12 protein-coding genes are annotated in these 10,770 nt (G+C 58.4%); 5 read left to right on the top strand and 7 right to left on the bottom strand.

Features of this window, described 5'->3' with window-relative positions; all coding sequences use genetic code 11:
* Positions 1–206 precede the first annotated feature (206 nt).
* From AAFX91_RS33845 to AAFX91_RS33825, 5 genes are all read right to left on the bottom strand, one after another.
* The gene (locus tag AAFX91_RS33845; protein WP_130582836.1) at positions 207–629 is read right to left on the bottom strand and encodes a Rap1a/Tai family immunity protein; all 423 of its coding nucleotides are present in this window, start codon (positions 627–629) and stop codon (positions 207–209) included.
* Between the two features lie 592 nt (positions 630–1,221).
* Positions 1,222–1,923 carry a hypothetical protein gene (locus tag AAFX91_RS33840; RefSeq protein ID WP_130582837.1) on the bottom strand — a complete coding sequence of 234 codons (702 nt, stop codon included), beginning with the start codon at positions 1,921–1,923 and terminating at the stop codon, positions 1,222–1,224.
* An 88-nt stretch (positions 1,924–2,011) separates the two neighbouring features.
* Positions 2,012–2,203: a hypothetical protein gene (locus AAFX91_RS33835; protein WP_027577737.1), complete on the bottom strand. Its 192-nt coding sequence runs from the start codon at positions 2,201–2,203 to the stop codon at positions 2,012–2,014.
* Positions 2,204–2,411: 208 nt separating this feature from the next.
* On the bottom strand, positions 2,412–2,996 hold the full coding sequence (locus tag AAFX91_RS33830; protein WP_130582838.1) for a protein-S-isoprenylcysteine O-methyltransferase: 585 nt from the start codon (positions 2,994–2,996) through the stop codon (positions 2,412–2,414).
* 5 nt (positions 2,997–3,001) lie between these two features.
* On the bottom strand, positions 3,002–4,234 hold the full coding sequence (locus tag AAFX91_RS33825; protein WP_282526291.1) for a hypothetical protein: 1,233 nt from the start codon (positions 4,232–4,234) through the stop codon (positions 3,002–3,004).
* A gap of 155 nt (positions 4,235–4,389) precedes the next feature.
* On the opposite strand from AAFX91_RS33825, the gene AAFX91_RS33820 reads away from it, so the two are divergent.
* From AAFX91_RS33820 to AAFX91_RS33805, 4 genes are all read left to right on the top strand, one after another.
* A complete protein-coding gene (locus tag AAFX91_RS33820; RefSeq protein WP_394569456.1) occupies positions 4,390–5,172 on the top strand; it encodes an SGNH/GDSL hydrolase family protein in 783 nt (260 codons plus the stop codon).
* 96 nt (positions 5,173–5,268) lie between these two features.
* The gene (locus tag AAFX91_RS33815) at positions 5,269–5,532 is read left to right on the top strand and encodes a hypothetical protein (protein WP_130582841.1); all 264 of its coding nucleotides are present in this window, start codon (positions 5,269–5,271) and stop codon (positions 5,530–5,532) included.
* 170 nt (positions 5,533–5,702) lie between these two features.
* Positions 5,703–6,317 (top strand): TetR/AcrR family transcriptional regulator, encoded by a 615-nt coding sequence (locus AAFX91_RS33810; protein ID WP_282526293.1) that lies wholly within the window; start codon positions 5,703–5,705, stop codon positions 6,315–6,317.
* 70 nt (positions 6,318–6,387) lie between these two features.
* On the top strand, positions 6,388–7,248 hold the full coding sequence (locus tag AAFX91_RS33805; protein WP_394569455.1) for a DMT family transporter: 861 nt from the start codon (positions 6,388–6,390) through the stop codon (positions 7,246–7,248).
* Between the two features lie 128 nt (positions 7,249–7,376).
* On the opposite strand, the gene AAFX91_RS33800 is transcribed toward AAFX91_RS33805, so the two are convergent.
* Positions 7,377–8,654, bottom strand: a complete 1,278-nt coding sequence (locus AAFX91_RS33800; protein WP_394569454.1) for a complex I NDUFA9 subunit family protein — start codon at positions 8,652–8,654, stop codon at positions 7,377–7,379.
* Between the two features lie 233 nt (positions 8,655–8,887).
* On the opposite strand from AAFX91_RS33800, the gene AAFX91_RS33795 reads away from it, so the two are divergent.
* On the top strand, positions 8,888–9,886 hold the full coding sequence (locus tag AAFX91_RS33795; protein ID WP_394569453.1) for an aldo/keto reductase: 999 nt from the start codon (positions 8,888–8,890) through the stop codon (positions 9,884–9,886).
* A 400-nt stretch (positions 9,887–10,286) separates the two neighbouring features.
* Here the strand turns inward: AAFX91_RS33795 and AAFX91_RS33790 are convergent, their stop codons facing one another.
* On the bottom strand, positions 10,287–10,481 hold the full coding sequence (locus AAFX91_RS33790) for a hypothetical protein (RefSeq protein ID WP_130582844.1): 195 nt from the start codon (positions 10,479–10,481) through the stop codon (positions 10,287–10,289).
* Positions 10,482–10,770 lie beyond the last annotated feature (289 nt).

Here is a 10,770-nt window from a genome sequence, read left to right as displayed (position 1 = left end):
AAGGCTTCCTCCTAAAAGAAAGCCTTGAATCACGTTCAATCTGATTTGAGAATCCCAAGAGTCCACACGGCCTAGAAGGCGGTGCCGACAGGCTTACACGTCAAGCTTGATGTGGCTCATTCATAGTCGTGAGTTCGTGGCGCATGATTCGAGGCCCCAGCTTGTGAGCTTGAATCACAATCGTCAGGTCAAACAGAATGCGCCTTCTATTGTTTTGGTTTTGTCGGCGCGCGCTTTTTTGATCCAGTCTTGGTGGACGGCTCCGCGTCGTCACCCTGGCAGGGCCAAGCATCTCTGAATGATTCGATAGCGACGGTGAGCCCCGGTTCTTTCGCTCGATCCGGATTGTTATCAAGGTACCGCAGAAAGACCTTGGCGCCCTGCAAGATGCTGCCTTGCGCGGGGGGGCAGGCACGTATGTTAGTTGGCAGATTTGGTGAAAAGATCATTGCAGTCTCGATCATTCCCTCACATGTGCCGGCGGACCGAGCGTCGTCCTGATTGCGAAACGAGCTCTGAACAAGTATCTCGCAAGATCTCTGCGCGTCGGTTCCCTTATCGACAACCGTGGCGCTTGCCCTTCCGATGATCGAAAGGACCAGGCCGGCAACAATGATATAGACCCGCATTGGCGTCCCCGAACCAGCGCAACAGCTTACACGCACTTGATTTGCCGCAGTGGTGCTGCCGCCCGCGCCGTTCGAGGCGGCTCGAACGGCTTAGCCCAAAACAAGGGCCTGATCCATCGCCTCCAAATGCGGGCGACGCTAGATCATGATTCGATTAGACGGAATTGGATCATGATCTCATCTCTTTGTTTGACCATGATCGCCGCGCAAGCGCTTCGCGTTTGTCGCGAGGGAAAACCGGTCTCCACTTTCCGGATCATGCTCTAACTAACGCAAGTTCATCATTTTCGCTCAGCCGAAAGAGCGCTTTGTCGGCTTGGCAAACATCCATCTCATGCGCCGTGATGCGCGCGAAGATCGGCTGCACCCGATCATGATTGCGGGCCAACCGCTGGCGGCGATCAGTATACCGATGGCATAAATCTCGGACCGGCGCGTCCGTTGTGTGAAATATTAACCAAATGAGGCAGCACACGGACGTCGCTCGTATTGAGCGGCGTTTCCTCGAACGCAGCCCCTCCCTCGAACGCGCTGAAAAGCGCGCACCTATCCAAACCGTCAGGAAAGCTGGACGAACTCAATACTGAGGAGTCTAGCTCCGATCGGATTCAAGCTGCACTGTTTTTCGTCCGCCGTTCATCTCCCTGAGCTCGTTTACGTATTCCTCAGGCTTTAACAGATGAAACGGAGTCTTCAGGCCCATAAAAGTCGCTATGCGGCCGATAAAAAAAGTGCAGTTGGTGGTTGCCGCATTCCATAGCGGTGAGGTCTCCTGGAGATGCTTGATATAAGCAAAGACCTTCTTGGCGTCAGCCTCGCTCAAATAGACACGATAGCTCGCCGTCAAATATTGCTCGTCAAGATCGCCATAGCTCGCCCCTGTCTCAGAGGGAACAAATACGAGGTGTCCCAACATGTAGGGCAGCGTGTCGCCAGCCGGAGCCAAACCCGCGACCTCGATCTCCTTTTCACTCGTCTTTCCGTACCAGACGAATGCATGACCGTAGGATGCTGCCGTCCGGGCACGAAAATCGACGTAATAGGGGCCTCTGGCCGTAGCTCTTTGGATTGGCTTAGCGTCTGACCTGGCCGGCGGGGCACTGGGCGCAACCGCAGCCATGCTCTCAGCATGCTTGGCTGTCGATTTAGGCAAAGCGTCCTGTTGCTGATGGTCGGAGCGCGCCGCGAGCTGCTGTGCGCTCCCGCTCCCGGCCCCCAAGCTCACGGAGGCCGCGAGCACCGCGACCCCAGCAAGACGCTGCAGACCTGGATATTTCCGAGTCACGCCTAGCATCTTCGAATCCCCGCGAATCAAAGACCAGATGCCACAGTGGTCGATCCACCCCCAATCGCACGCCGCTGGCGCACGAATGGATATTAGATCAACCCTTGGTCACTACCGGGGCGGCAACCGGATATTTGCCCACCGGGCTCTTGCCGACGGGGTACTTGCCCAAGGGATATTTGCCGACTGGCGCAGCCACCGGCTGAGGCTGAGGCCGTGGGAGGTCGGCAGCAGCCGCTGTTCCCACGAAAGCCAGAGACGCAACACCGAGGATCACGAACTTCAACATCCAGATCTCCTGCTGTATCAGCGAAGGTTGAAATTTACCCTTCAACAGATAGCCTGATGCTCGCCATGGCAGCAACAAATAGACTGAGCAATTAGCGGTCGCGACGGCCGTTTTTCGTCAGTTGTTGCGAAAATGGCACGGAATTTGAGGCTTTTTGGAACTCGGTCGCTTTGTGGTTCCACATATCCAATATCTGTCCGGACCTGCTTCACAGGACCGGCGGGAAGACCCGACCAGTCCTCGCCATATACGCGCGATAGCTGTCGCCAAAGGTCTCCAACATCATTCGTTCTTCTCTTGCGACGCGGCCAAAGTACAAGATCCCGAAACCGGCCAGGCCCGCAAAGCCGGCAATCCAATTAGGCAGCAGCAACGCCTGGGCGATAGCCCACAGCCAAAATGCCGAATACATCGGGTGTCGAACTCTCCGGTAAATCCCTTCCGTCACGAGTTCATGCTTCTCACGCACATCGAGACTGATCGACCAATTCCGTCCCAGCGCACGATGCGTCAGGTGAAACATACCCAAAGCCGCAATCGCAAAGAAAAGGCCGAGCCAGGCGAGCAAGGGATGAAAACTGTAGTCTGCGAAACGTGGTATCGCTGTCGCTACGTAGAGGAGCGGCACAAGTCCAAGTCCTGTAAGAGATATGAGCAGCAGCGCAGTTTCCACGGGGCCGCGGGCGCTCCATACGATCCTTTCGCGGCGAGAGCGCCGCGCGTACTTGTGACGTATGAGGTACCAGCCGATCGCCAAGGCGACGAAAATGGCTTTTGAAATGGTGGGCGTCATTTGAGTCAGGCTGCCGCGCCCGGGCTTCCCAGCAGTTCGCTTTCTGACAGCGGCGCGCTCGCAATAAGTCCTCCGTCGCCAGCGATCATGGACAGGGCGCCGTCCGGGGCGAGCGTCTGGGATCTAGCTGAAACAGGCCCGCATGTCAGCATAAAGTAATCGTACGATGTTCGCCTGTCATTTCCACTGACGAATTGGTTGTGCAAACGGAAGAAATGGAAGCGGATGCGTCGATACATGTCGTGGTCGAGCATTCGACTGAGTCTCACGATCCTGACAGTCGCATCGTTTTCTGTCGACAAGCCCATTTCGGCCATTGGCTGGCTTTTGTAAAAGTTCAGGGGATCGATGAGGGCCTGATAGTCGCCCCAGAAGATCGCGCGCGACTTGGCGACGCGTTCCATCGTCGTGCGAAAGCGTATTGCTTTCGGGTGCAGGCCGACCTTGAGTATGGATGATCCAACGCTCAAGAATGTGACTGGCGTTTTGTTCCCACCGAGCGCAGGCTCCAGCTTCAAAGCGCGATCAAGCAGATCAACCGCAAGTACGGCCCCAAGGCTGTGCCCTAAGACCAAAATTTCGTCTGCGGCAAAGTTGCCCGCCGCAGCCACGAGCTCGCCGGCCAGCCTGTCTAGCCTTTGCTCGATTTCCGAATTGCCGCATCGAATGTACTCGCGAGAAAAAATCCAATCGTCGAACAAGTCGCCCAGGTGCAGCCAGCGCCACGGACCCGCCAAGACGGCAGCGAACCCGAAGAGACCGCCACCGGTGGCAATGGCAATTGATCCGGTGACTTTGAATGCAAACACGCCAATCAAGAAGGCGGCCGCGATGAGCAGTCCGAACATGACGAATGGATAGAGAAAGAAACCTGCGTAGCGCCAGTTGGTCAGCAGGTAACGCCAAAGTGTGCCGGACAAAACGAAATCCAGAAACGTAAGAATGCCGACGGAAATGCGTGAGCCAATGCTTCGACGCCCGAAGGCCTGAATTACGTCGTCCCACCGGACCACACGGTAATCGGTTTCGACCAGCCAATCGGGGCCGGTTGTCATCACATTCCATCCTATCTGATCGGCGGTGTCACGCAAACCGTCAACGGTCGCTTTCACTGACCAGGTGCGTTGGAACCTGGCAATTTCGCGCACAAAGCGTCGTTGCGCGCTGAGATGCGACGTGATTGGATCATAGCCGCCAATATGGAATACCAGCCGCTTCGCTACAGGCTTTCCGGTCATCGTCTCGCCCGCGACTATCCGCGGTTTCGACTATCCGCGGATTCATCGTGTTGTTCGCTGTCCACGCGTCAATCGACCTGTAATTGCACGACATAGCGAAGCGTCTGGCACCAAGGGTTGTCAAGACAGAATTGACCAATTATTGGGGGAAGATGTTGACCTATTTCGCCCTTCGTGCCGGAATCGCTCGAACAATAGCGTCGATCGTCGCGGCTTTGCTTGTCGGATTGTCTGGCAGTGCGCCCTCTCAAGCACAGGACGAGTTATCATCTGCGGAGAGATGCCTTTCGGCAAATTTCAACGTCTCGCTGGGTGCACAATTGCCCCGCACGGCGGCGCGTTTGAAATCTGGCGAGCCGCTAAAGATTGTAGCGATTGGATCATCGTCGACAGTAGGACTCTGGGTGCTTAGGTCCGCGGCCACATATCCGGAGGTGATGCGCCGAGAGCTCTCGAGACTTAGATCCAACGCCACGGTCGAGGTCATCAACAGCGGTCGAGTCGGAGATACGATTCCAAACAACATCGCACGCTTCGCGCGTGACGTGTTCGCGCACACGCCCGATCTCGTTATCTGGCAGTTAGGTACCAATGACGTCGCCTGGGGTGGCCGGCCGCACGAAGGGCTCAAAAGAAGCGTTCTTGAAGGGGTTAGGGCACTTAAGGCAGGGTCTTCGGACGTCGTGTTGATGGACATGCAATATGCGCCACAGGTGCTCGCTTCAGCCAGCTACTCAACGATGGAGGGCATCATCATCGATGTCGCAAAACAGGAAAGGGTCGGGCTATTCTCTCGTTTTGCGCTGATGCGAAACTCGATCAATGCCGGGGTCGCGCAGAGCGAACTTGTAACGTTTGACGGATTGCACAACACCGCCGATGGTTATGATTGCGTTGGACGAGCCCTTGCCCGAGCCATCTCGACGAGCGCGCGTTGACAGGCCTGGCTCGGCCGAATCGAAAGCTGCGCCTTCGCATGAGTTGGGCGCTGGCTGGGACAGCAACTCGCGCTGACGCTGTCAGGAGGTGCGCTCATGCACCATTATCTCAGCGAACTTATTGACTTATTGCTGGTGCTTGTCGCCGGGTGGATGGTGCTAGCCGTCATCTTTGTTATCTACGCTTATTTCGCACGTCTTCAGTACCCGGTGAGCGGATCGGTCTTTGGACGTGTGGTCGTCATTTCCTTCTTCATCATAACCACGTCGATTTGGCTCCCTATTGTTGTGGGCGCGCTAGCCCTATCGCTGATCGGTCATTTGTGGTCTCACTTCAGGACAAAGCCACGCGTCGGTTAGTTGGCTGCTACGTGCTGGCCGCAGTTAGAGCGCCGGAAATCGAAAGTGAGGGCCATCACCACGCGGCGTCAATTACTTCGACACCGCGGTGCAGTACGGCGATGCCGAATCGGAAAAGAACCTTGGCGGTCACTTGCGATTTAAAGACCAATTGGTCTATAATATCAGCAATGAGCCGCCAAACCCCAGTGCAGTTGCCCCGTGGCCGCCCCCGAAGTTTCGACGTGGAAGCCGCTGTCGAACGCGCGATGGGTGTGTTCTGGTCGCGCGGCTATCACGGCACGGCGCTGCCGGACCTTCTTCGTGCGACCAAGCTCTCGCGTGGCAGCCTTTACGCCGCTTTCGGTGACAAGCACTCGCTCTTCTTGCGTGCGCTTGATCGCTACATTGCCGATGCCCTGACACGGATGGATATCGAACTCGACCCCCGCAGAGAGCCGGTCGACGGCCTGCGGGCCTACCTTGCCGGTTACGTTGACCGCACGAGCGGTGCCAATGGTCGGCGCGGATGCCTGCTGGTGGCCACAGCCATGGAACTGGCTGGCCAGGATGCTGAAGTTGGTCGTCGCATCGCGAGCTTCTTCAAAGCCATGGAGGCCAGGGTGGCGGAGGCGCTTTCCCGTGCGAAGACGGCGGGCAAGTTGGCCGATGGTGTTGAGCCTACAAGTGCCGCCCGAATTCTCGTCTGTTTCGTTGAGGGGCTGCGAGTGGTCGGCAAAACGGCACCGGCACGGAACACATCGCAAGCCACCGTTGACGCTCTGCTCGACCGCTTCATCAGGTAAACAACCCATGGACGCCTCGGCTGGTGGCGCGCCGATATCTAGACTGATCGGTCTTGAAAGGAAGGATGCCATGTCTGCCCTCCAGATCGTCTGCGCGGTGGCCGTTCCCTTGCTCTGGGGTTATCAGTTCGTGGCCATCAAAGTGGGCGTTACGGAATTTCCGCCTCTCTTCTTCCTCGCACTGCGCTTCCTGGCCATCGCGCTGCTGCTTGTTCCGTTCGTCAAAAGGCCCACGCGTCAACAGTTCGGCCCTATCGCGGCTATTTCGATTTTCTTTGGTGGACTGAACTTCGGGCTCTTCTATGTTGGCCTTGGGCTCGGCTCGGGAAGCATGTCGGCCGTCGCGTATCAACTCGCCACGCCCTTCACCGTCCTGTTAGCCTGGCCGCTGCTCGCGGAGAGGCCGTCTCTCACCACGTCCGCTGGAGTGGTGCTTGCATTCCTCGGCGTGGTGGTGTTGGCAGCGGAGCCTGGCCTGTCGGCAAACGCGCTTCCGCTGCTGCTTGTGGTCGGGTCAGCCTTCGCATTCGCGGTGTCCAACGTCTTGACGAAACGCTACGGCCCTTTTGATCCCCTGATGTTGATGGGGTGGTCGTCGCTGCTCACGGTGCCGCAGGTCATGTTGATGTCGTTGCTCCTTGAATATGGACAACTGGCGAGCCTTGTTACGGCGGATGAACGTGGTTGGCTGGCACTCTCCTACACAATTTTCATCGGAGGAATTGTTGGGTTTGGCCTTTGGTTCTGGCTGATCGCCCGTTGCTCCATGGGCCGCGTCGCACCCTTCGGTCTGCTGCTTCCGGTGTTCGCCTTGATTTCGAGCGTGTTGTTCCTTGGCGACCGCATGACCCCAAAGTTGATTGTCGGTGGGCTGCTCGCGATCTCCGGCGTCGCCATTACACAAGTAAGACCGAGCGCTCGACCAATTTGAACCCGGAAGTCGCGTCGTGGCGACTTCCGGGTTTGACCCAAACCGGTCATCGCTGTGGTGGTCTTATCGGCGAGGCCAACTCGTCGTTGACACTGTCGCTCGTGCCGCAGTACCGAGTCTTCTTTCCTCTACTTGGCGCGAATTCCTCTTGCGTCTTGAGTTTCCACGTTTGTGCGCTTGAGCATCGCTTTGAGCTCTTCTTCGAGCGATCGCGGCGAAATGCCAAGCCGGCCAAGTCCCGGCCGACTGTCCGAGGCCGTCGTGTCGATCTGCATCAGCTCGACCTGATTGCGCGTGAGTGGTGGCTGCGGCAGGACTTCAGCGAGACTGGCGACGGCATCCCAGAGAGCAAAGGGTGTTCGTACCAGCACCGGCCGCAATCCTGCGGTACGCGCAATGGTCCGCAACAGCTCCTCGTATGAGTAAATGCGCGGGCCGCCCAGTTCGTAGATGGGATAAGGCTTTTGGGTTTGCCGCAGGATATTTGCGATCGCCGCGGCGACGTCGTCGACGTACACCGGTTGAAGCCTCGTCCTGCCGTCGCCGAACAGCGGATAGGCTGGCAAGGTCCGGAGCAGCCCGAGAATTGTCGTGAGAAAGGCGTCGTCCGGCGCGAACATGACCGCCGGGCGAACAATGACAGCGCCGGGGAATGCGGCTTGCACGGCCGCCTCGCCCTCGCCGCGACTGCGAATATAGGGCGAAGACGAGGTCGCGTCGGCGCCTATTCCTGACAGGTGCACGAACCGTTTGATCCCGGCCCGGCGCGCGGCTCCAGCGATCCTGGCCGCCGCTTCGACGTGCACCGAATGAAATGTGTCGCCTCCATGCTCGACATATAGGCTGATCGCGTTGACGACGCCGTCGGCGCCCGCAATAGCGGCCTCCACGGAGCGTTCGTCATGTGCATCGGCAACGATCTGTTCCACGTTATCGCCCTCGGCCCGCCCCGTACGGCGTGAGGCTGCGCGCACCGTAGCGGTGGAATCACCCAAACAGCGCACGATGCGACGACCAACAAATCCAGTCCCCCCAAAGACGGTCACGCGGTTCATTCCCGGATCCATCCCGCGATCCTGTGCTACACCCTTTATTGACCCACTGAGCGCCGCGCGAACGGCCTCAGTGGCCTCCGCCGGCGAACTGCCTTTGTTGAGGTGATGCGAGATCACGTCAAACAGGATTTGCGCGGCCGGGCCGATCGTTTGCCACTCTTTCCTGGCTTGATCGATCAGCGGCTGCGCTTCGACATAGAGCGTCTGCGCGTGTTCGATGACCGGATGAGCCTTGTTGAGAAGATCGATCAGCGCCCTAGTCGCCGGCAATGACTGCTCGATTTGCTCAAGTTGCGCATCGCTAAGACCGGAAACGTGGCCAAGGACATCAAAGAGCAAGTGTTTCAGCATGCCGCGAGCTTACTGGTAGCAACGCACTAACTCAAGGCAACCAACCCAAAGTGAGCACGTGCTCGCGACTTTGCTCCAGTTTCTGCAGGCGCAGACAGGGTGTCGGTCTGACCACAAGGCCGCAGTCAGAGGGCCGGAAATCGAAAAGTGAGGGCATCACCACGCGGCAAATGTTGCGGTTGAGTAGCCGGCGTTCGACATTGCATAATCTTCAATCAGCCGGAGGAACAGCGATGCAATTGCGGGTCTTTGGACGCACGGGAATGCAGCTCTCGGTGCTGGGCTTCGGCTGCGGCGCGGTGGGCGGGTTTATGGTGCGCGGCGATCCGGTCGACCAGGAGCGGACCATCGCGCGGGCGATCGCCGCCGGCGTCAACTACTTCGACACCGCGGTGCAGTACGGCGATGGCGAATCGGAAAAGAATCTTGGCCGCGTCTTGCAAAAGCTGAAACCGGCCAATGTGGCCGTCGGCACCAAGGTCCGGTTGCCGCCCAGCGAGTTTGGCCGGATTGCGGACGCCGTCAGGATGTCGCTCGAAGGCAGCCTGGCGCGACTGCGTCTTGACCGGGTTGACATCTTTCATCTGCACAATGCGATTGCCGGGAACGGAGGCGGATCGGCGCTGAGCGTCCAGCAGGTGCTCGACGACGTGGTGCCGGCGTTCGAGCGGCTGCGTCAGCAGGGGAAGATTCGTTTCCTCGGGATGACGGCCGTCGGCGACACGGCGGCGCTGCAGCAAGTGATCGATGCCGGCGTCTTCGACAGCGCTCAAATCGTCTACAACATGCTCAATCCATCTGCCGCCGACGATTTGCCGCCGAGCTATCCGGCGCAAGATTATGGACGATTGTTCGATCACACCAAGGCCGCCGGCGTTGGCGTCGTGGGCATTCGCGTGCTGGCCGGCGGCGCGCTGTCGGGCTCAGCCGAGCGTCATCCGATTGCGGGTCCGGCGCCCGAGCCGATCGGTTCGGCGATGAGCTACGATGCCGACATCGATCGCGCACGCCGTCTCATCGCGCTGGTCACGGAGGGGTTCGCGGCGAGCCTGACCGAAGCCGCCACGCGATTTGCAATATCCCACCCGGCGATGGGCACGATCCTGGTCGGCATGGCGACGCCGCAGCAGTTCGAGGACGCACTCGCCGCGGTCGAAAAAGGCCCGTTGCCGCAAGCTGCGCTCGACAGGCTGACAGCACTGCAGCAGGCATTTTCCGGCGAACCACGATGATCGTTGCCCGCCGGCAACGATGGTGGGCAATGAGCGCCTTACAGATTCGTGGCGCGTAGGGTGGGCAAAGCGCAGCGTGCCCACCTTCTCTTGCACCAAATGTGGATGGTGGGCACGGCGCAAGTGCGCCTTTGCCCACCCTATACGGGTCTGCAATCTGAGCGGCTTACAGCGTCACCACGATCTTGCCGAGGTGTTTGTTGGCAAGGTGTCATTGCGGTTGCGCTACCCCCTCGAACAGGCTTTTATGGGCCATACTCCTTGCCTACCGTCCGAAGTGCGATTATCAGGGCGGTGGGTCGAGGCAAGTGCGCCCGGCGCTACCGCTATTTAATTACAGGACCGACGGCATTTCCCGTCGCTTTCAAGGTCCAATCGAATTTCTTGAGCGAGTGCGGTGTCAATCGCCATGCAGCATATCGTTGACGTCTACGTGCGGCTGAACAGCCGTGAGGGACTCGAGGACGTCCTGTTCTTGAACGCTGACAATGGACCAGAGATTGCGGCAGCGGCCGCTTAACGACTGATAGCCAGGATTCAATTCGACGCTATGGAAGAATGCGATCTTCTCATTGCGCTGCTCCGCATAAGCCATGACTTGGCAACTCGTCACGGGCAGGTCGTCCGTCTCAGGGCAGAACTAGACCGACTGTCTCGGTCAAGCACACTGCCAGCAATCGAGATGTCAGAAGCGATTTCCAGCCGTCGGAGAGCGGACGAACGCGACTTCGCGACCGCAACCGATTTCCTCGCAACATTTCGCCCGGGCGTAGACGCGGCACTGAAGCGGCGCATCAAGTGATATCGGCTAGAGCATGATCCGGAAAAGTGTGAAGCGGTTTTCCGAAAAGATCATGCTCAAACAATAACCTAAAGCGCGATGA

This window comes from Bradyrhizobium sp. 31Argb (assembly GCF_043638955.1).
In the GTDB taxonomy this organism is placed as follows: Bacteria; Pseudomonadota; Alphaproteobacteria; order Rhizobiales; family Xanthobacteraceae; genus Bradyrhizobium.
The sequence above is the reverse complement of the archived record's forward strand: the minus strand, read 5'-3'. Positions and strand labels throughout refer to the sequence as shown.

Excerpts from the sequence above, each read along its gene's own strand:
- AAFX91_RS33810 (WP_282526293.1), top strand. The coding sequence starts at position 5,703 with ATGAGCCGCCAAACCCCAGTGCAGTTGCCCCGTGGCCGCCCCCGAAGT.
- AAFX91_RS33800 (WP_394569454.1), bottom strand. The coding sequence starts at position 8,654 with ATGCTGAAACACTTGCTCTTTGATGTCCTTGGCCACGTTTCCGGTCTT.
- AAFX91_RS33830 (WP_130582838.1), bottom strand. The coding sequence starts at position 2,996 with ATGACGCCCACCATTTCAAAAGCCATTTTCGTCGCCTTGGCGATCGGC.
- AAFX91_RS33815 (WP_130582841.1), top strand. The coding sequence starts at position 5,269 with ATGCACCATTATCTCAGCGAACTTATTGACTTATTGCTGGTGCTTGTC.
- AAFX91_RS33845 (WP_130582836.1), bottom strand. The coding sequence starts at position 629 with ATGCGGGTCTATATCATTGTTGCCGGCCTGGTCCTTTCGATCATCGGA.
- AAFX91_RS33805 (WP_394569455.1), top strand. The coding sequence starts at position 6,388 with ATGTCTGCCCTCCAGATCGTCTGCGCGGTGGCCGTTCCCTTGCTCTGG.
- AAFX91_RS33795 (WP_394569453.1), top strand. The coding sequence starts at position 8,888 with ATGCAATTGCGGGTCTTTGGACGCACGGGAATGCAGCTCTCGGTGCTG.
- AAFX91_RS33835 (WP_027577737.1), bottom strand. The coding sequence starts at position 2,203 with ATGTTGAAGTTCGTGATCCTCGGTGTTGCGTCTCTGGCTTTCGTGGGA.
- AAFX91_RS33840 (WP_130582837.1), bottom strand. The coding sequence starts at position 1,923 with ATGCTAGGCGTGACTCGGAAATATCCAGGTCTGCAGCGTCTTGCTGGG.
- AAFX91_RS33825 (WP_282526291.1), bottom strand. The coding sequence starts at position 4,234 with ATGACCGGAAAGCCTGTAGCGAAGCGGCTGGTATTCCATATTGGCGGC.
- AAFX91_RS33790 (WP_130582844.1), bottom strand. The coding sequence starts at position 10,481 with ATGGCTTATGCGGAGCAGCGCAATGAGAAGATCGCATTCTTCCATAGC.